This window comes from Alcaligenes sp. Marseille-Q7550, assembly GCF_965112015.1.
Window position 1 is genome coordinate 460074 of sequence record NZ_CBCOPU010000001.1, and the last position, 19461, is coordinate 479534.

At 64.1% G+C, this 19461-nt stretch carries 16 protein-coding genes; 11 read left to right on the forward strand and 5 right to left on the reverse strand.

Translation table 11 applies throughout. The annotated features are described in order from the left end of the window. Positions 1 to 124: 124 nt before the first annotated feature. The gene (locus tag ACWPWO_RS02145) at positions 125 to 481 is read right to left on the reverse strand and encodes a RidA family protein (RefSeq protein WP_394065760.1); all 357 of its coding nucleotides are present in this window, start codon (positions 479 to 481) and stop codon (positions 125 to 127) included. A gap of 242 nt (positions 482 to 723) precedes the next feature. Beyond that, positions 724 to 1101, reverse strand: coding sequence for a RidA family protein (locus tag ACWPWO_RS02150; protein WP_454004072.1), 378 nt, complete (start codon positions 1099 to 1101; stop codon positions 724 to 726). Between the two features lie 119 nt (positions 1102 to 1220). Between ACWPWO_RS02150 and ACWPWO_RS02155 the strand changes: the two genes are divergently transcribed. From ACWPWO_RS02155 to ACWPWO_RS02200, 10 genes are all read left to right on the forward strand, one after another. Continuing rightward, complete coding sequence (locus ACWPWO_RS02155) at positions 1221 to 2102, forward strand: ATP adenylyltransferase family protein (RefSeq protein ID WP_454004074.1); 882 nt, start codon at positions 1221 to 1223, stop codon at positions 2100 to 2102. Positions 2103 to 2554: 452 nt separating this feature from the next. Then, positions 2555 to 3208, forward strand: a complete 654-nt coding sequence (locus ACWPWO_RS02160) for a helix-turn-helix domain-containing protein (protein ID WP_454006233.1) — start codon at positions 2555 to 2557, stop codon at positions 3206 to 3208. Between the two features lie 281 nt (positions 3209 to 3489). Next, positions 3490 to 7848, forward strand: coding sequence for an ESPR-type extended signal peptide-containing protein (locus tag ACWPWO_RS02165; RefSeq protein ID WP_454004076.1), 4359 nt, complete (start codon positions 3490 to 3492; stop codon positions 7846 to 7848). After that, the gene (locus ACWPWO_RS02170; protein ID WP_454004078.1) at positions 7812 to 9221 is read left to right on the forward strand and encodes a hypothetical protein; all 1410 of its coding nucleotides are present in this window, start codon (positions 7812 to 7814) and stop codon (positions 9219 to 9221) included. Before ACWPWO_RS02165 ends, ACWPWO_RS02170 begins: the two co-directional genes overlap by 37 nt. Continuing rightward, entirely contained in the window at positions 9185 to 11164 is a 1980-nt protein-coding gene (locus ACWPWO_RS02175) for a YadA family autotransporter adhesin (protein WP_454004080.1), read from the forward strand. The genes ACWPWO_RS02170 and ACWPWO_RS02175 overlap by 37 nt, the downstream gene beginning before the upstream one ends. Before the next feature lie 115 nt (positions 11165 to 11279). After that, on the forward strand, positions 11280 to 12062 hold the full coding sequence (locus tag ACWPWO_RS02180) for an OmpA family protein (RefSeq protein ID WP_454004082.1): 783 nt from the start codon (positions 11280 to 11282) through the stop codon (positions 12060 to 12062). A gap of 2 nt (positions 12063 to 12064) precedes the next feature. Then, on the forward strand, positions 12065 to 12628 hold the full coding sequence (locus ACWPWO_RS02185; protein ID WP_454004084.1) for a SecDF P1 head subdomain-containing protein: 564 nt from the start codon (positions 12065 to 12067) through the stop codon (positions 12626 to 12628). 49 nt (positions 12629 to 12677) lie between these two features. Next, complete coding sequence (locus ACWPWO_RS02190; protein ID WP_454004086.1) at positions 12678 to 13472, forward strand: winged helix-turn-helix domain-containing protein; 795 nt, start codon at positions 12678 to 12680, stop codon at positions 13470 to 13472. 536 nt (positions 13473 to 14008) lie between these two features. After that, positions 14009 to 15706 (forward strand): sodium:solute symporter family protein, encoded by a 1698-nt coding sequence (locus tag ACWPWO_RS02195; protein WP_454004088.1) that lies wholly within the window; start codon positions 14009 to 14011, stop codon positions 15704 to 15706. Positions 15707 to 15729: 23 nt separating this feature from the next. Further along, positions 15730 to 15852, forward strand: a complete 123-nt coding sequence (locus ACWPWO_RS02200) for a putative transporter small subunit (RefSeq protein ID WP_454004089.1) — start codon at positions 15730 to 15732, stop codon at positions 15850 to 15852. Positions 15853 to 15915: 63 nt separating this feature from the next. On the opposite strand, the gene ACWPWO_RS02205 is transcribed toward ACWPWO_RS02200, so the two are convergent. Beyond that, positions 15916 to 16560 (reverse strand): hypothetical protein, encoded by a 645-nt coding sequence (locus ACWPWO_RS02205; protein ID WP_454004091.1) that lies wholly within the window; start codon positions 16558 to 16560, stop codon positions 15916 to 15918. Between the two features lie 91 nt (positions 16561 to 16651). Here ACWPWO_RS02205 and ACWPWO_RS02210 point away from each other — a divergent pair, with 91 nt between their 5' ends. Next, positions 16652 to 17581, forward strand: a complete 930-nt coding sequence (locus tag ACWPWO_RS02210; protein WP_454004093.1) for a LysR family transcriptional regulator — start codon at positions 16652 to 16654, stop codon at positions 17579 to 17581. Here the strand turns inward: ACWPWO_RS02210 and ACWPWO_RS02215 are convergent. Both ACWPWO_RS02215 and ACWPWO_RS02220 read right to left on the reverse strand, forming a co-directional pair. Continuing rightward, positions 17578 to 18102 (reverse strand): carboxymuconolactone decarboxylase family protein, encoded by a 525-nt coding sequence (locus tag ACWPWO_RS02215; protein WP_454004095.1) that lies wholly within the window; start codon positions 18100 to 18102, stop codon positions 17578 to 17580. The two genes, ACWPWO_RS02210 and ACWPWO_RS02215, sit on opposite strands and share 4 nt — an antisense overlap. Positions 18103 to 18113: 11 nt before the next feature. Further along, positions 18114 to 19460: an aspartate aminotransferase family protein gene (locus ACWPWO_RS02220; protein ID WP_454004096.1), complete on the reverse strand. Its 1347-nt coding sequence runs from the start codon at positions 19458 to 19460 to the stop codon at positions 18114 to 18116. Between the last annotated feature and the right edge of the window lies 1 nt (position 19461).

Here is a 19461-nt window from a genome sequence, read left to right on the forward strand (position 1 = left end):
GCATGAAAACGCCAGGCTCGAGAGCCTGGCGCGGGATGCTTCATTCTTGAATGAGCGCCTAGTGTGCCATACAAGCTGCGTGGGCAGGGTCGCGGTCGCTCATATCCGTATGCCTATAGTGGCGTTATTTCTGGGCGGGCGGCGCCTTGTCGCCTATCCAGGCCTGGAATTCGATTTCAACGTCCACGCCGGCAGCCAGCTTGGACTGCACCAGCGAGCGGGTGGGAAAATTGCTGCCCAGGCGCTCCTTGTAGGTCTTGTTGAATTCGTCGAACAAGGCCATGTCGGAGAGCCAGACATTGGCCTTGACCACATTGCTCAGGTCCGCGCCGGCCAGCGCCAGGGTTTCTTCGATGCGGTCCAGGGCGGCGTTGGTCTGGTCCTGGATGCTGCCGCGCACGATCTCGCCCTTGTCGTTGATGGGGATCTGACCCGACAGGAACAGAAAGCCCCCGGCCTGTACGGCGCGCGAGAAGGGCATGGGCGAATCGCTGGCATAGCGTTTGATGGCCGAGGCCTGGGAATTGGAAGCGGCTGCGTCCGCTGCCTGGGCGCCGGTCAGGCCTGCGCCCAGCAGGGCGGCGGCCAGCAGGCCGCCGCGGGTCAAGGCAAAGAAACGCATGGAATTCTCCTTGAGTGTCCTGGCTATGAATGGAAGGTCCAGTGTGCCATAGCCCTGGAGCTCATGCGTTATTTTCTGTGTCTTGTCCGAAGGCGGATGGATCAGGCGCGATCGCCGATCCAGGCCTGGACTTCGATTTCCACGTCCACGTTCTTGGCAAGCTTGGCCTGCACCAGCGAGCGGGTGGGCAGCGTGTCGCCGAAGCGCTCGGCATAGACTTTGTTGAAATCCTCGAACAGCGCCATGTCCGACAGCCACACCGTGGCCTTGACCACGTCGGCCAGGGTGGCGTTGGCCAGCGCCAGGCCTTCGATCAGGCGATCGAACACGGCATGGGTCTGGTCCTGGATGGAGCCGCGCACCACCTGGCCTTGTGCGTCATAGGGAATCTGGCCGGACAGGAACAGGAAGCCGCCGGCGATGGTGGCGCGGGAAAAGGGCAATGGCAGCGGGCTGGCGATGCGGCGGATGCCGGACATAAAGTTCTCCTGAGTATAAAAAGAAGGGAAAAAACCGGATGAAGGGGCAGCGGAGGTTTCGGGCCTCGACTTGCCTACAATAAGGGTCACTATACAACTTGAACACGCAAGGAGGAGTCATGAACGAGGAGTTGTTGCAGCGTCTGAAACGCTTGAGCCAGTCGGCGTTGGCCAGCGGCGACCTGCTGCCCGTGCAGGCCCAGGAGGAACTGATCGTTGAACAGGGCTTGCCCTTTCATGTGCGCTGGGTGTCCACGCTGGCGGCCAAGGACGCCGCCAAGGTGTCCATTCCCGGCGGCCCGCGCGATCCCAACTTCAATCCTTTCCTGCCTCCGGATCCCGCGCTGACCGTGGATGACGCCAGCGCCACGCACAACATCGTGCTGAACAAGTTCGCGGTGTGCGAGCTGCATCTGGTGCTGGCGGACAAGGTGTTTTCCGAGCAGCTCAGCCCCTTGCGCGACACGGATCTGCGCGTGCTGGCGCATTTCCTGGCGGCCTGCGGCGGCCTGGGCTTTTACAACGGCGGCGGGCCTGCCGGCGCCAGCCAGCGTCATAAGCATACGCAATGGGTGCCGGCGGCGCCGGGCAACGGGACTCTGGCCTTGTACCTGGACGGCCTGCCGGCCGGCGCCGCGCCCGGCGCCACCCGTCGCCATGCGGCCTTGCCGTTTGCGCATTGCTTCATCCGCTTGGCCGATACGGACGACGAAGCCTTGCTGGCCGACAGCTTGTTGCAGGCCCATAGGCAGGCCTGCTCCCTGCTGGACCTGAAGCCCGGCCAGGACGGCCTGCTGCCTGCACATAATGTGCTGGCAGGCTGCGGCTGGATGCTGGTGGTGCCGCGCTCCACGGAACTGGTGGAAGGTATTTCCATCAATGCTTTGTCCTACGCGGGCTGCATCTATGTGCGCACCCCCGAACAGATCGACATCGTGCGCGAGCTGGGGCCTCTGGAGGTGCTGGCGCAAGCTGGATATGCCTGCATCCATGACCAGTGACGCCGGCGCCACAAATCGAAACCCCGCCTAAGCGGGGTTTTTTATTGCCTGAACTTTGTGTTGTTTAGTATCTTTTTTTGCATTTCAGCAATGTTTGTGAAAAATTAAGAACGAAATAATGGATTGTGGAATTATTTCATTGCATTTGAATTTGAATTCGATGTGTTATGAGTAACGCAACGAAACAATGTAATTTTTTATTGAAATTTATTGAAATGGGGAAAAGTCAATTAAAGTAAAAAGTAATGGAATCAGTTTTTTAGTAATTAGAATGTTAATCAGCTAAGAACAAGAGCGTTTCGCTCGCCCTTTCTGGTTGATTGTCATGTATGCCACGTCTGATGCCCACATCCTGGTCATAACCCCCGAACCGGCAAGGGGTCTCCGAACTGACGGCCCTGCTGAGGTCCTGCTTCTCCCGCATCAGTTTTGCGCTGAACGCCCAGCAGGGCCTGGCGCGTTGCCAGTCTCTGCGACCCGATATCGTCTTGAGCGAATACGAATTGCCTCGTCTGCGCGGCGACATGTTCATGCGCATGCTGCGCGCCAATCCTCTGACCGCGGCCATTCCCGTGCTGTTCCTGTCCTCGGTCGCCTGCGCGGAAAGCCAGCTCCAGGCCTTGCGCAGCGGCGCGCGCGATTTCATTTTCAATAAGACTGACGAAAAGCTGGTGGTGGAGCGGCTCAGGCTGCATTTGAATCTGCGCGAGGCCGATCGTGAAAAAGAACTTGGTCAGGAATCTGACAATATCATTCGCCGGGAAGAAGACCTGCCCCGCAACCTCATGGTTGAAGCCGTCCAGCAGTACATCCGCGACAACCTGTCCGAGCCCCTGTCCGCCGAATACCTGGCGGCCCTCTTTGGCGCCAGCGAGCGGCGCTTGAATGACGAATTCAAACAGACGACCGGCTTGACGGTGCACGATTTCGTACGATCAACGCGCATGCGCCATGCCATGACTCTGCTAAGTCAAACAGACCTGGCCGTCACCAGCGTGGCGGCCGAGTCGGGCTACATCAATCCTGCGAACTTCGCCACGGCGTTCCGGCAGTACAGCGGCTTCTCCCCGTCCATCTACCGACGCCGGCACCGTACTAAACTTTGAATCAATTTTTAAATTAGAAAATTAACTGTTCTTGATGTTGATTTGCGGGAAATCAAAAGTCTTTCGCAGGAAATCAAAAGTTTGGTTTCTGAGAAGGTAAGAAAATAAAACCGTCTGAATCCATCCAGTTGATTCAGTAAGTCTTTCCAACACGACAAATCCAATTTATCGCCGGAACCAGGGCGAGGGGACTTGTTGCGCCTGAAAAACATCGACGCGCGGCCGCGCGGAGGGGAGGCGGGGAGGGCGCACCGCTAATTTCCTTTTTGGGTGTAGAGATCATGAACAAAGTCTATAAGTCGATTTGGAGTGAGCAGACCGGTACGTTTGTTGCCGTGGCTGAGAACACCAAAGCCCGTGGCAAGCGCAGCACCGGGACGACGATGGGGATGGATGCGGCTTTCGGGCCGACTCAGGGATTGAGCTGGAAGCTGGGCGCCGTGATGCTGGCGCTGCTGAGCGCGGGGCTGCTGGCGCGTCCGGCCGCTGCCCAGGCTGTGGATGGCTGGGACTTGAGCGTGGACAACGGAGCCGCCTTTCATGTGGCGCCCGGCGGCGCCTTCGCGCTGAACTCGGGCAGCAATATTGCGCTGACACAGAACAACGGCGAGGTGACCGTTGCATTGAACCCCGACCTGCCGGTTGATTCAGTGACGGCTACGGGCGCCATCAAGGGCGCGACCGGGGAATTCACCGGCCAGCTCAGCGCCGGCTCGGCGGTGGTGCAGGGCAATCTGCAGGCCGACTCCGCCACCGTCGCCAATCAACTGACCGCAGGCAGTGCCATCATCAACGGCGCCGTGCAGGCACATCAATTGAATGCCAGCGGCGTGACTACCGGGACCTTGACGGCCACCGGCGCCAGCAGCCTGCGCGCCGTCAACGTGAACAACAACAAGATATCGGGGCTGGCGGACGGCGTGGTCAGCGCCACCAGCACGGAAGCGATTTCCGGCAAAGTACTTTACAACGCCTTGAATTCGGGCAATGGCATGAAGTATTTCCATGCCAACTCCACCAAGGCGGATTCGACGGCGGGCGGCACGGATGCGATCGCCATCGGACCCCAGGCCTCTGCGGCGGGTGAAGCTGCGTTGGCAGCCGGCCTGCAGGCGCAGGCGGCTGGCAAGGAAACGGGCGCCCTGGGCGCGCGCGGCGGTACGGGCAATACCGGGACGAAGGGCGTGTCTGCGGGCAGGGATGCGGGAACCGGCAGTACGGGCGCGGGTCTGGTCGCCTTGGGCAACCAGGCAGGCCAGCAGATTGCAGGCAGCAATAACGTTGCGATCGGCAGCGAGGCCGGCAAAGCCACCAGTCCTCTGGATGTGGACAACACGGTTGCCATCGGCAACAAGGCCATGGCCAAGGCGGACAATGCCGTGGCCATCGGCAATCAGGCTGACGTCGCCCTGTTGGCCGATAACGGTGTTGCACTGGGGAACGGCGCCGTGATTACGCAAGACGGCGTGAGCGGCACGGCCTTGGGCTCGGGAGCCTCGGTGCACGCTGCCTCCGGTACGGCGTTGGGCGCGGGCGCGCGCGCCGGCGGCGCCGGCGCCACGGCGCTGGGCGCCACGGCTCAGGCCAGCGGCGGCGCTTCCTTGGCCGGCGGCAGCGGCGCGCGCGCCGTGGGCTCCAACTCGGTCGCTCTGGGCGCGGGCGCGGTCAGCAATACGCAAAGCGGCGTGGCCATCGGCGAGGGCGCAGGCGCCAATTCCAGCTCTCCGGTGGTGGGCAACCGCTTCGGTCACGTGTCCGTGGGCGGCCTGTCCGGCCAGAACGTGTCGGGCGGCTACAACGTAGCCATGGGCTACAAAGCCGGCAGCGGCGTGACCGGCGACGATACCGTATCGATCGGCCGTGAGGCCGGCCAGAGCCTGACTGGCGAGCGCACCATCAGCATTGGCTATGGCGCCAACTACCTGCCCGGTCAGACGGGTACCGGGGATCCTCTGGCGCCAGCAGTCAACGCCCAGCATGCGGTGGCGATCGGCGAGCGTTCCCGCTCGGGCGCTGACAGCTCGGTGGCCCTGGGCTCCAAGGCCACCGTGGCGGACTACGACATAGGCGGCATCGCCATCGGCAATCAGGCGCTGGTCTATGCCGGTACTGCGACCCAGGCTGCCGGCGGCGGCGTGGCTCTGGGCGACAAAGCGCGGGTGACGCATTCCAACAGCGTGGCCATCGGCGCCAATTCGCAGTCGGTCGCCACCACCGGCGCTGGTTATGGCGCGCCCAGCGGCGCCTTTCTGCCTTCCTCCAGCGTTTCCTTCGGCACGGTGAACGGCGAGCGTCGCCTGAGCAATGTGGCGGCGGGCCGTCTGGACACGGATGCGGTCAACGTCAGCCAGCTCAAGCAACTGCATGGCAATCTGGAATCCGTCATTGGCGGCAATCTGGATTGGGACGCCAATGGCGTGATGACCGGGCCGGTCTTCACGATCCGGGATGAAAATGGCGTCGATCACAACTACAGTTCGGTGGGCTCGGCCTTGCAGGCCATGCGTACGGGCGTTGCCGACGCGGTCACCGGCCTGAACGCGGTCACGTACTCCAACACGGACCGCACCTTGATCGACCTGGACAGCGCCACGGGCGCGCCGGTGCGCATCACCAATGTGGCCGCCGGCACGGCGGCGTCCGACGCCGTCAACAAAGGACAACTGGATAGCCTGGAATCCTCGCTGATGGAAAAACGCATGCGTTACGTCAGCGTGAATTCGCCCAATTCCAATCCCAATATCAACAATGATGGCGCCACTGGTTCGGATGCCATCGCCATTGGCCCCATCGCCCGCGCATCGGGCGATGGCAGCACGTCCATCGGCCTGAACTCGACGGCGGGCGGCCTGCTGGAAGCCAACCTGACGACGGCCTTGGGCGCCAATACGGCTGCGGTCGGCCTGGGCGCCACCGCCGTGGGCGCCGGCGCCGCTTCGGAAGCGGAAGGCGCCATTGCGATGGGTCAGGGCGCGCGCACCGCGGACAATGCCAATTTCGCGGTGGCCTTGGGACACAACTCCGAGGTCATGGCCGACGCCAATGAGTATGCGCACGGCGGCATCGCCATCGGCGATACGGCGCGCGTCAATCGCCTGGAGGGCATCGCCATGGGCCGCAATGCCTATGACGAAGGCATACGCGGCACGGCCATCGGGGTGGGGGCGCACGTGACCAAGGCCGGCAAGGACAGCCAGGCTCTGGGCACCGGCGCCACGGTGTCGGGCAGCTCGTCGACCGCCTTGGGCGTCAATGCCAATGTGGCCGGCAGCAGTTCGCTGGCCATGGGCGCGGGCAGCAGTACGCGTTCCAACAATTCGGTCGGCGTTGGTTCGGCTTCGACCGCGCCGGGGCACCGCTCGGTCGCGGTGGGCGACAAGGCCAATACCGGCTGGGTCGAAGAAGTCGACCTGGGCAATGACGGCAAGAAGTATGTCTACCACGGAGCCGAAGCTATCGGCATCGGGGCGGATTCCGACGCGCATGAGGATCGTTCCATGGCGGTAGGCGCGGGCGCCAAGGCCATGCAGGCCGATGCGTCCGCCCTGGGCTCCAATGCCCAGGCCCTGGCCGGCTCGGCCCAGGCTTGGGGCACGGACGCGCGCGCCTCGGCGCAGAACTCCATCGCCATCGGCAATGGCGCCGTCGCCGGAACGAATGCCGCTAATGGTATTGCTCTGGGCGCGGGCAGCGCGGCGTCGGCTGCCGGCGCCGTCGCGCTGGGCGCGGGATCCACCACCGCGGCCTCCTACAGCAGCTCGGTATCCGCCTATACCAATATCACCAACCAGGAAGCCATACAGGGCGTCGTATCGGTGGGCAATGGTTCGCAGAACCGCCGCATCACCAATCTGGCCGGCGGCCAGGCGGACACGGACGCCGTCAACGTGGCCCAGTTGAAAAAGCTGGATGATGTGTTGACGACGCGTGGCACGAACTACTCGGGCAACAACTACAACGCGGCCAATACCGGCACCACGATTCACAAGGACCTGGGCCAGCGCCTGGAGATCCTGGGCGGCGCGACCACGGCCGGCAACTACAGCGGCGCCAACGTGCGCACGCAGGCTGTGAATGGTCAGTTGCAGATCCAGTTCGCCGAGACGCCGCACTTCAAGGGCGCCGACATGGGCGGCCAGAAGATCACCAATGTGGCCGACGGCACGGTCTCCTCCACCAGCAAGGACGCCGTCAACGGCTCCCAGTTGTACCAGGTGGAGAACAAGCCCATCACCTTCCAGGGCAATACGGGCTCGACTCCGCGCAAGCTGGGTGAAACCCAGGTGATCAAGGGTACGCTGGCGTCCAGCGCGGCCGCCAACACCAGCAATATCCGCACCAGTGTGAACAGTGCGGGCGAGATGGAGATCCTGCTGGCCAACAACCTGACCGCGGACAGCCTGACCATCAACAACGGCGGTCCCGTGATCAATGGCGGCGGCATCAATATGGGCGGCAAGCAGATCACCAACCTGGCCGACGGCACGCAGAACGACCATGCAGTCAATCTGGGCCAGTTGAAGGATGTGGAAGCGACGGCCAATGCAGGCTGGAACCTGGGCACCAACGGGGACCCGGCTGCAAGGTCGCCCCCGGCGGCAAGGTGGACCTGTCCAACTCGGACGGCAACATCGTGCTGACGCAGACCGGCACGGACGTGGCCTTCAAGCTGGCTGACGACCTGAAGCTGACCAATGTGGAGGTCAGCGGCAACACGACGGTGAACAACCTGACCGCGACGGGCGACACGATTCTGAAGAACGTGAACGCCGGCAACGGCACGCTGGTGGTCAATGAAGGCAGCCTGACGGTCAAGAACGGCACGACGGTGAACATGGGCGGCAACAAGATCACCAATGTGGCCGCGGGCACCGACCCGACCGATGCGGTCAACATGAGCCAGTTGACCCAGACCGAGAACACGCTGACGGCCAAGGGCATGAACTTCGGCGCGGACGGCGGCACGGACGTGCATCGCGACCTGGGTCAGAAGCTGCTGGTCAAGGGCGACAGCAACATCACCACGACAGCCGATGGCGCCGATACGCTGACCGTGGCGCTGAACAAGAACCTGACGGCTGACAGCCTGACCATCAACAACGGCGGTCCGGTGATCAACGGCGGCGGCATCAATATGGGCGGCAAGCAGATCACCAACCTGGCCGACGGCACGCAGAACGACCATGCGGTCAATCTGGGCCAGTTGAAGGATGTGGAAGCGACGGCCAATGCAGGCTGGAACCTGGGCACCAACGGGGACCCGGCTGCAAAGGTCGCCCCCGGCGGCAAGGTGGACCTGTCCAACTCGGACGGCAACATCGTGCTGACGCAGACCGGCACGGACGTGGCCTTCAAGCTGGCTGACGACCTGAAGCTGACCAATGTGGAGGTCAGCGGCAACACGACGGTGAACAACCTGACCGCGACGGGCGACACGATTCTGAAGAACGTGAACGCCGGCAACGGCACGCTGGTGGTCAATGAAGGCAGCCTGACGGTCAAGAACGGCACGACGGTGAACATGGGCGGCAACAAGATCACCAATGTGGCCGCGGGCACCGACCCGACCGATGCGGTCAACATGAGCCAGTTGACCCAGACCGAGAACACGCTGACGGCCAAGGGCATGAACTTCGGCGCGGACGGCGGCACGGACGTGCATCGCGACCTGGGTCAGAAGCTGCTGGTCAAGGGCGACAGCAACATCACCACGACAGCCGATGGCACCGATACGCTGACCGTGGCGCTGAACAAGAACCTGACGGCTGACAGCCTGACCATCAACAACGGCGGTCCGGTGATCAACGGCGGCGGCATCAATATGGGCGGCAAGCAGATCACCAACCTGGCCGACGGCACGCAGAACGACCATGCGGTCAATCTGGGCCAGTTGAGGGATGTGGAAGCGACGGCCAATGCAGGCTGGAACCTGGGTACCAACGGGGACCCGGCTGCAAGGTCGCCCCCGGCGGCAAGGTGGACCTGTCCAGCTCGGACGGCAACATCGTGCTGACGCAGACCGGCACGGACGTGAACCTGACGCTGTCCAAGGACCTGGCACTGACCAATGTGACGGTCCAGGGCAACACCACGGTCAATAACCTGACGGCGACCGGCGTGACCAGGCTGGGCGATCACTTCACGGTGAACCAGGGCGGCGATGTTCATTACGACGGCCCCATCACCGAGAACACCCACATCGTGAACAAGGAGTACGTGGACAACAGCTCGCAGGCCGTGATCGACAACAATCCGCTGACCTTCAAGGGTTCGGATGGCTCGACGACCGAGCGCAAGCTGGGCGAGACGCTGGAAGTGGTGGGCAGCAACGGCAACATCACGACCGAGGCCAAGGACGGCAAGCTGACCATCGCGCTGAACGATGATCTGAAGGTCGAGAACGTGACGGTCAACCAGAACCTGACCGTGAACGGCGACACCATCCTGAACAACTTGACGACGACCGGCGTGACCAAGCTGGGCGATCACTTCACGGTGAACCAGGGCGGCGATGTTCATTACGACGGCCCCATCACCGAGAACACGCACATCGTGAACAAGGAGTACGTGGACAACAGCTCGCAGAACGTCATCAACAACAATCCGCTGACCTTCAAGGGATCGGACGGTTCGACGACAGATCGCAAGCTGGGCGAAACCCTGGTCGTGGAAGGCAGCAACAGCAACATCGCCACCCATGCCCAGGACGGCAAGCTGACAATCGCGCTGAACGATGATCTGGACCTGAACAGCGTCAAGACCGGCAACACCACCATGAACAAGGATGGGGTGGTTGTTCTGGACGAAGACGGCAAGCCTTCCATCGTGATGAACAACAAGGGCTTCAGCGTGGGCGACAACGTGGCGCTGACCAGCAATGGCTTGAAGGCCTTCGATGTGGTGATCAACCAGCAGGGCATCAATGCCGGCGGGCACAAGATCACCAACGTGGCGGCCGGCACGGCCGATACGGATGCGGTGAACGTGAGCCAGCTCAAGCAGGTGGAGCAGAACCTGACCGACCGCGCCGTCAAGTACGACCTGAACAGCGACGGCACCGTCAACAAGGGCAAGGTCTCCATGGAGGGCGACAAGTCCACCGATGGCGGCCGCACCGGCGGCACCGGCATCACCAATGTGGCGCGCGGCGATATCTCCTCCAACAGCACGGATGCGGTCAACGGCAGCCAGATCTCCGACATGGGCGACAGCATCGCTCAGGGCATGGGCGTCGGTTCCAGGTTCGAGAACGGCAAGCTGGTGACGGAGCTGAACGTGGGCGGCAACACCTACAACAACGTCAACGACGCTTTGGGCGGCCTGGACAACAAGATCGACAACATCGGCCAGGTGGCCAGCGCGGGCTGGAACATCCGGACCAATGGCGATGTGGCCGACAAGGTGGCTCCCGGCTCGACCGTCCAGTTCCTGAACGGCGACAACATCGAGATCACCCGTTCGGGCCTGGATGTGAAGGTGGCGCTGGCGCAGGACATCAAGGTCAACAGCGTGGTGGCCAAATCGGTGACCACGAACGAGCTGAAGATCGAGAACGGCCCGACCATCAACCAGAACGGCATCGACATGCACGACAAGACCATCAGCAACGTCGCGGACGGCAAGGCGCCCCAGGACGCCGTGAACGTACGCCAGCTGGGTCAGGCCACGGCCAACATCCAGGGGCAGATCAATCACCTGGACGGCCGCATCAACAAGGTCGAGAACCGGGCCAATGCGGGCATTGCGGCCGCGCTGGCAACGGCCGGCCTGCCGCAGGCCTACATGCCGGGCAAGAGCATGTTCTCGGTGGCCGGCGGCGCCTGGAACGGCGAGAGCGGCTACGCCATGGGCCTGTCCACGGTGTCCGACAACGGCAGCTGGGTGCTCAAGGGCACGGTCGCCGGCTCGTCCCGCGGCGACTACGGCGGCTCGGTAGGCGTGGGCTACCAGTGGTAAGACTGTGAATGGCAGGGTCGCGTCGCTTCGGCGCGCGACCCGTTCGCCGGGCCCGGCCCGGTTTCGCAAGTCCGGAACGATGGCCGCCCGGCCCGTCCGGAACGGAGAAGAAAGAATGCACAAGACACTGAAGAATGTTGGCAAAGGCGCGCTGGCGCTGGCCGCCTCGATGATGCTGGCCGCATGCGGCAACTTGAGCCGCGTGGACGACAAGGGCGCCACGCAGGAGCCCGTGTGGCCAAACCCGCAGCATGCGACCTTCAAGAACGGGTCCTATCCCAACCTGGACAACCTGCGCATGGTGGACCGCGGCATGACCAAGGACCAGCTGTACAACCTGCTGGGCCGGCCGCATTTCAGCGAAGGCCTGGTCGGCGTGCGCGAATGGGACTACTGGTTCCACTTCCGCACTCCCCAGGGCGATGTCAGCTGCCAGTACAAGGTCCTGTTCGATTCGGACAAGCGCGCCCAGAGCTTCCTGTGGAAGGATCCGGCTTGCGCGGACCTGCTCAAGACCGGCCAGGCGGCGCCCGCGCAGCGCGATTTCAGCCTGGGTGCGGACGTGCTGTTCGCCTTCGATAGCGCCCAGCTCTCGTCCGCAGGCCGCCAGGAGGTGGCGCGCATCGCCGCCGAGCTGCGGAAGCAGCCTTACAGCAGCGTGCAGGTGGTGGGGCATACCGACCGCCTGGGCGCCCAGGCCTACAACCAGCGTCTGTCCGAGCAGCGCGCCCAGGCCGTGGCCAATGAGCTGCGCGCGCAGGGGCTCGACGGCACGCGCATGACGGTGACGGGCGCCGGCGAATCGCAACCGCTGGTCAATTGCACCCAGACGCAGCGCAGCGAGCTGCTGGCCTGCCTCAAGCCTAACCGGCGCGTCGACATTTCGGCACGGAGCTGATCATGCGCGCCGGGTTCGCCATGCTGCGCCTGCTGGGCCTTCTGTTCCTGGCGGCGCTGGCCGGCTGCCAGACGACGGGCCCGCAGGCTTCGCTGGGCGGCGCGGACTTGACGCCGCCCGCGCTCCAGGCGCCTCGCGAGGTGGAGTCCGAGGACGGCACGCGCAGCTTTCTGGCGTCCCAGACGCCGGTGCCGGCGCGCGCGCCTCAGGTGGATTTTTTCGTGGGCATGCCCCAGCCGACCCAGGGACTGGTACAGGTGGACGGCCCGGCCGGCCCCCTGTGGCTGTACCCCCAGGTCATCGTGCAGCGCACGGACCTGACCCGGGTGGCGACCGTGCGCACGGCGCAAGGCAGGCACCTGGTGCAGTTCGATCTCAACGCCCTGGGCGCCCGCAAGCTGGCCGAGGTCAGCGCGAGCAATGTCGGCGCCTTGCTGATCCTGGTCATGGACGACCAGGTGGCGCATGTGGCGCGCATCGGGGGGCCCATGAACCAGGGCAGCATCTACCTGGCCGTGCCGGACGACGCTGCTGCCCAACAACTGTTGCGGCGCATACAAGGATGAATAACGACATTGAAGAAAGCGCCGGCCGGGAGCAGCAAGGAATGAGACTATGACGATGGAGCAGGTGTTTCTGTTGTACGACGACGAAGCGATGTTGCAGACGATCGCTTCCGAGTCTGAACAGTGGGGGGTACGCATACAGGCCTTTGGGTCCATGGATGAATGCCTGGCCGCGGCGCGCACCGACTCTACGGACGTGGTCTGCGCCCTGCGCTTCCAGTCCGACAGCGTGTTTCTGTACGTCAACCGCCTGCGGGCCGATTTTCCGGCCGCAGGCGTGATCATTCTGCGCGCCGAGAGCGTGGCCGGCCTGGAGCGCGGCCATTTGCTGCTGGTGGGCGCCGACGCCTGCTTCGATGCGGGCGCCCTGCCGGTGGAAGTGGTGGCGGGCGTGCAGGCCTTGCGTCGCCGCGGCCGCGCCTTCAGGCAAAGCCTGCAGACGGGCGGCGCGGCCAGAGCGGGCGCATCGGCTCCGGCCGCCCTGGACGCGGGACAGGCTGCAGTGTCGCAGGAATGGGAGTTGCGCGAGAACGGCTGGCGTCTGATCACGCCTCTGGGCCATTCGGTCATGCTGACGCGCGGCGAGCGGCGCATCATGCAGATGCTGTTCGCCTATTGCCCGGATACGGTCGAGCGTGACCGCCTGTTTCCTTCGGAGACCGGGCGTGAGACCACGGCCCGCTCGGTGGACGTGCTCATCAGCCGGCTCAAGCGCAAGCTGACCTCCTTCGGGGAAGAGCTGCCCATACGTTCGGTGCGCGGCGAGGGCTACGCCTTCGTGGGCAAGGTACAGCCGGCCAGCCAGGAACAGGCGCGCGCCTGCCTGGAGGAAGAGTCTTCCTGAATGCATTCACCAGCAATGATTTGCTGCTTGTATCAATGCTTAAAAAGCATGAACTAGACCATTAAATTTTAAATCTGTATACTTCATGTCTCTGGCCATTCAGGCCAGCATCCGGAACGGGCCGCATTTCCGCTTGCCAGGCAAGCCGGAAATACGGCTGGTCCATCAACAGGCTGCTGCACAGCAGCCCGGCTTCACAGGCCGAAACACCCCACCCGACCCTCCCGGTCGTGGAACAATCAGCCGGACGCCTCCAGGCTCCGGCCAGCAACAGAGCGGCATGACTCTGGCCCTTCTCCAGTCTGTAAGGCCTGCAGGCTTGCCGTGATGTAAGGCACCTTGCGGTGTGTCTTGCTCATCGCCTTGCTTTTTCACGAGAAAAGCATGGGCGCTCGTGTGCGCGCGTCATTTTCGGCTTCGGGTGTGTCGGTCCACATGGGATCAGTGCCGCCCAGCGCGCTCAGGCGGAATCGGCACGCATGCGTGTCCGTCTGCCTTCGCGGCGGCCGGCGCGCAGAAGAGGAAGGAAAAAAGACATGCAAGAGGCGGAGTTTTTTCAACTCTCGACGACCACGGCCTTGCTGCTGCTGGTCGGTTTCTACGGCGCGACGTTCCTGATGTCGCTGCTGATCGGTCAAAAGAAAGAAAACGTGGACGGCTACATGGTGTCCAACAGCGCCGTGGGCTTCGGCCTGTCGGCCGCGAGCATGATCGCCACCTGGATCTGGGCGGCTTCGTTCTATGCCAGCGCGACCTCGGGCTTCAAGTACGGCCTGTCGGGGCCGCTGCACTACGGCTTCTGGGGCGCCCTGATGATCCTGTTCATCTACCCCTTCGGGCGGCGCTTTCGCAAGCTGGCGCCGCAGGCCCACACGCTGGCCGAAGTGGTGCATGCCCGCCACGGCGCCTCCAGCCAGATGATCATGGCCGTCTCCAATATCGTGGGAAGCTGCATCAGCCTGATGGTCAACTTCACGGCGGCCGGCGCGCTGGTGTCCGTGCTCAGCCCCCTGTCCTTCATCCAGGGCGTGCTGATCGCCGGGCTGGGCGTGCTGTCCTACACGCTGTGGTCGGGCTTCAGGGCTTCGGTCATGACGGACTTCGCCCAGCTGGTGGCCATGATCCTGTCGGCCGTGGTGATCATCCCGCTGATCTTCTACAACGCCGGCGGCACCGAGATGCTGCAGGCCAATATGTGGCGCCTGGATGCGGAGCAGGCCGACTTCTATTCCACCAAGGCCATCCTGGAGCAGGGCGCGCCGTACTTCGTCGCGGTGCTGGCCTACGCCATCGGCAACCAGACCATCGCCCAGCGCCTGTTCGCGGTGCGCGAGGACCTGATCAAGTCCACGTTCCTGACCGCCACCGTGGGCTACGGCGCGGTGGTGATCGGCCTGGGCATGCTGGGCCTGCTGGCCCTGTTCACCGGACTGCAGCCGGCCGACGGCAACATGAACAACATCATCCCGCAGATGGCCTCCACGTATCTGCCGCCCTTCGGCATCGCGCTGTTCTTCATCCTGGTGGTGGGCTCCTTGTCTTCCACGGCGGACTCGGACCTGGCGGCCCTGTCGGCCATCATGATGACCGACGTCTACGCCAAGAACGTGGCGCGCGGCCGCCCCAACCCCCAGCGCATGCTCTGGTGGGGGCGCGCCACCATGATCGTGGCGACCATGGTGGGCGTGATCTTCGCCAGCCTGCGCCTGGACATCCTGGTGATGCTGGTATTCGTGGGTGCGCTCTGGGGCGCCATCGTGTTCCCCGTGATCGCCAGCTTCTACTGGGACCGCGTGACCAACAAGGCCTTCACCTGGTCGGTGCTCAGCGCCGTGGTGCTGTTCACCATCGTGCGCTTCGAACTGGTGCCCATCCAGGGCGCGGTGGCCGTGTTCTACGAGATCTGCGCGTCCATCGGCGGCGGCGTGGTGATAGGGCTGATGGCCTTCGCTTTTTTCCGCAGCAGGATCGCCATCGCGCTGGGCGTGATCGCCACCCTGATCATGCTGCCTAATTTCGTAGGCGCGCTGCGCGAGTACATCGTGCTGACCGGCTCCCTGACCGCCTATGGCGTAAGCGCCGTGGTCTGCGTGGCCCTGAGCCTGCGCAGCCAGGAGCGTTTCGATTTCTCGGTGCTGGCCGAGCGCGTCACTTCCTTCCATTACGAAGAAGCGCGCATGCTGGGCAAGGAAGCGCCCGGACAGCAGGGCGAGCCCGCATCGGCGCGCGCCTGAACCCCTATTGCAAGGAGAACATCATGTGGTTGACCCTGTACATCCTGGTCTGGCCGGCGATCTCGGCCGTGATCCTGCTGATCCTGGTCGCGAACCTGGCGCGTGATTTGATCGAGGCCCGCAAGAGCGGCAAGTCCATGATCTGATTGCGCTCTGGCGTACCCGGTACGCCCGCAAGCCCCGGCCGCAAGGCCGGGGTTTTTTATGGCTCAGGCTTCTGAGGCGAGGTCATAGCGGACAGTCAGGGTGTCTTTCTTGAACTGGACGCTCACGATCTGGAGCCCGTCCAGTTCGCCAGTCCCCCGCACGTGGGTGCCGGCGCACGGGAAGTCGCCCAGGTCCTGGATGCGGACAGTGCGCCGGCCGTCCTCTTGCAGGATCGCCTGGACAGGCAAGTTGCGCAAGATGGCGGCGGCGCACGCGCCTTGCAGCCAGTCCGGATCGGGCAGGTGGTCGGCCCCGGGGCCGGCAAGGACGACTTTGCACTCTCCAGGCCAGTGGTGTGCTTTGATGGGGCGCCAGCCGGCGCGGGCCAGGATATGCCCGATCAAGTGCCCGGCGGTATGCAGGCGGGCGTGTCGCTCCCGTCGGGGGGCGTCGACCCGCATCGTGGCTGGCCCTGGCGGCAGGGGCTCTGTCACTAGATGGATGACATGGCCGTGTTCATCCTGCATCACGTGCAGGACAGGGAGGTCATTGAGGTAACCGCCGTCGCTGGGCTGGCCTCCTCCCTGCGGATGGAACAGCGTCTGATCCAGCCGGATCGCATAGCGATCGTCTCCGGCAGGCCGGCAATCGAGAACGATGGCCTGGCCCTGCAGGTCATGACTGTTCAGATACAGTTTGCGTGTCATGGGTTTTTGCGTCTGATGGTGTGTCCGTCCTCATTGTAGAAGCCGGTGCTTGCCGTGATAATCACCTGTCCAGGACAATAATTTGTTCCCCATGAGCACAAATAATCTGAGCTCGCTGATGAGCGATATGGCAGTATTCGTCAAAGTGGTGGAGACGGGCAGCTTCTCGGAAGCCTCGCGCCAGCTCGGGTCCACGCCTTCGGCAGTGAGCCGGTCCGTGGCTCGCCTGGAGAAGGGCTTGGGGACGCGCGTGCTGCAAAGAACCACGCGCAAGCTGCGCCTGAGCGACAGCGGCCAGGTCGTCTACGGCCATGCGCGCGACATGCTGGCCTGCGCCCACGCGGTTCTGGAAGCGTCGGGCCAGTTCCACGACGAAGCGCAAGGCCAGATCCGCCTGAGCGTGCCCAAGGCCGCGGGGCGTTTCCTGATCCATCCGCACATTCCCGATTTTCTGCAAGCCCATCCCAAGGTGGACATCCTCATGCGGCTGGACGACCGGTATGCGGACCTGATCGACGATCAGCTCGACCTGGCCATCCGCATCACCGACCAGCCTCCGCCGGGCCTGATGGGGCGCCGCTTGACGGACATCACCCATAGTCTGTTCGCCAGTCCCGGCTATCTGGCGCGCAGGGGCGCGCCCGCGCATCCGCAGCAGTTGCGCGAGCACGATTGCATCTATCTGGGAGAGGAGCCGGGAGATGCACGCTGGCGGTTCAGCAAGGCGGGCCGCGCCGTCAGCGTGACCGTACGCGGCCGTTACGCCGCCAATCATACGGGCGTTCGGCTGGACGCGGTCGAGCGCGGTCTGGGCATAGGCAGTCTGCCCTGCTTCGTGGCCGGGGCCGCCCTGCGGGAGGGGCGCATCGTGCAGGTCCTGCCGGACTGGGACTTCCGCACCAATTATTGCGGAGCGGCCTGGGCGCTGTATCCGCCTACGCGGCACCTGCCGCCCAAGCTGCGGCTCTTCGTGGAATTTCTGGCCCGCCGCCTGTCGGCCGCGGGGGCCGATTCACCTTAACGCGCGTCGTGGGAGTGGATCTGCAGGGCCTCCAGAAAGCGCGAGACCATGTTGTAGGTGGCGATGGTCGCCGTCAGCTCCACAGTCAGGCGCTCGTCGAAATGGCGGCGCACTTCCTGGAAGACGGGGTCTTCGACCTGCACGTTGCGCGTCATGGCGTCGGTGTAGGCCAGCACGGCGCGCTGGGCCGCGCTGAACAGGTCCGAATCCTCCCAGTGGGGCAGGGCGTCCAGTTGCGCCTGGCTCATGCCTTCCTTCAGGGCGATGGGGGCGTGCTGGTCGGCCTCGTAGGGCGCGCGGTTCAGGATGGCGACGCGCATGATGACCAGCTCGCGCAGATCGCCGGGCAGCGAATTGTGGTGACGGATGCCGGTCAGGTGCTTGAGCCAGCCGCGCGCGATGGGCGGGCTGTGCAGCAGCATCTGGTACAGATGCAGCACGCTGCCGCGCTCGGCGATGATCTGTTCCACCAGGGCGGCGGCATCGGGGGCGGCAAGATTGGCGTAAGGCAGGCGGGCCATGGTTCTCCTCGTCAAAAGCCGGCGTTGGGTGCCTGGCGGGGCAGCACGGTCTCGATGGTTTGCGTCAGCAACTGTACGATGCGGCTGATGTCCTCGGGCGTGCAGATGAAGGGCGGGGCGAGCAGGATATGGTCGCCGTGCACGCCGTCTATGGTGCCGCCCATGGGGTAGATCATCAGGCCGTTCTCGAAGGCCTGCTTCTTCAGCTTCGCGTGCGTCTTCAGGGCGGGGTCCAGCACTTGCTTGCCGGCCTTGTCCTGCACCAGTTCGATGCCCACGAACAAGCCTCGTCCGCGAATGTCGCCCACGTTTGGGTGGCTGTCCAGGGCGGCATGCAGTTCGGCGCGCAATTGCTCGCCGCGGGCGCGCACATTGGCCAGCAGATCGTCCTGCTCGATGGCGCGCTGCACCGCCAGCGCGCCCGCGCAGGCGGTGGCGTGGCCCATGTAGGTGTGGCCGTGCTGGAAGAAGCCCGAGCCGTCCAGGACGGCCTGGTAGATGCGGTCGCTGGCGATCATGGCGCCGATGGGCTGGTAGCCCGCGCCCAGGCCCTTGGCGATGGCCAGTATGTCGGGCGTCACGCCATCTTCTTCGCAGGCGAACAGGTGGCCGGTGCGGCCCATGCCGGACATCACCTCGTCCAGGATCAGCAGCACGCCGTGGCGGTCGCACACCGCGCGGATCTTGCGCAGGTAATCGCCTACCGGCGCAAGGGCGCCGGCCGTGGCGCCCACGACCGTCTCGGCCACGAAGGCCGCCACATTCTGCGGTCCCAGCTCCCGGATGGTCTCGTCCAGTTCCTGCGCCAGGCGGTCGGCGTACTGCTCGGCGCTTTCATCGGCGCGCTGGTCGCGGTAGGGGTAGCAGGGCGACACATGGTGCGCCTGCGCCAGCAGGGGCAGGAAGGGCTGGCGCCGCCATTCATTGCCGCCTATGGCCAGGGCGCCCAGGGTATTGCCGTGGTAGCTCTGGCGGCGGGCGATGAAGATGCGGCGTTCGGGCTGGCCGGTCTCCACGAAGTACTGGCGCGCCAGCTTCAGGCTGGCTTCCACGGCTTCGGAGCCCCCGGACAGGAAATAGACGTGGTTCAGGTCGCCGGGGGCGCGCTCGGCCAGGAAATCGGCCAGGTCCTCGGCGGCCTGGCTGGTGAAGAAGGAGGTGTGCGCGTAGGCGATCTCGTCCAGTTGCCGCTTGATGGCCTGGATGACGGCCGGATGGCTATGGCCCAGGCAGGAGACGGCGGCGCCGCCGCTGGCGTCGATGTAGCGCTTGCCGTCGCGGTCTACGATGGCGATGCCGTCGCCTTTGACGGCATAGGGCAGCGTCTGCCTGGGGTTGCGATGGAACACATGAGTCATG

Bases quoted from the DNA above. Each gene is read 5' to 3' on its own strand.
- ACWPWO_RS02145 (WP_394065760.1), bottom strand. From the start codon at position 481: ATGCCCTTCTCGCGCGCCGTACAGGCCGGGGGCTTTCTGTTCCTGTCG.
- ACWPWO_RS02150 (WP_454004072.1), bottom strand. From the start codon at position 1,101: ATGTCCGGCATCCGCCGCATCGCCAGCCCGCTGCCATTGCCCTTTTCC.
- ACWPWO_RS02155 (WP_454004074.1), top strand. From the start codon at position 1,221: ATGAACGAGGAGTTGTTGCAGCGTCTGAAACGCTTGAGCCAGTCGGCG.
- ACWPWO_RS02165 (WP_454004076.1), top strand. From the start codon at position 3,490: ATGAACAAAGTCTATAAGTCGATTTGGAGTGAGCAGACCGGTACGTTT.
- ACWPWO_RS02180 (WP_454004082.1), top strand. From the start codon at position 11,280: ATGCACAAGACACTGAAGAATGTTGGCAAAGGCGCGCTGGCGCTGGCC.
- ACWPWO_RS02185 (WP_454004084.1), top strand. From the start codon at position 12,065: ATGCGCGCCGGGTTCGCCATGCTGCGCCTGCTGGGCCTTCTGTTCCTG.
- ACWPWO_RS02190 (WP_454004086.1), top strand. From the start codon at position 12,678: ATGACGATGGAGCAGGTGTTTCTGTTGTACGACGACGAAGCGATGTTG.
- ACWPWO_RS02195 (WP_454004088.1), top strand. From the start codon at position 14,009: ATGCAAGAGGCGGAGTTTTTTCAACTCTCGACGACCACGGCCTTGCTG.
- ACWPWO_RS02200 (WP_454004089.1), top strand. From the start codon at position 15,730: ATGTGGTTGACCCTGTACATCCTGGTCTGGCCGGCGATCTCGGCCGTG.
- ACWPWO_RS02205 (WP_454004091.1), bottom strand. From the start codon at position 16,560: ATGACACGCAAACTGTATCTGAACAGTCATGACCTGCAGGGCCAGGCC.
- ACWPWO_RS02210 (WP_454004093.1), top strand. From the start codon at position 16,652: ATGAGCACAAATAATCTGAGCTCGCTGATGAGCGATATGGCAGTATTC.
- ACWPWO_RS02215 (WP_454004095.1), bottom strand. From the start codon at position 18,102: ATGGCCCGCCTGCCTTACGCCAATCTTGCCGCCCCCGATGCCGCCGCC.
- ACWPWO_RS02220 (WP_454004096.1), bottom strand. From the start codon at position 19,460: ATGACTCATGTGTTCCATCGCAACCCCAGGCAGACGCTGCCCTATGCC.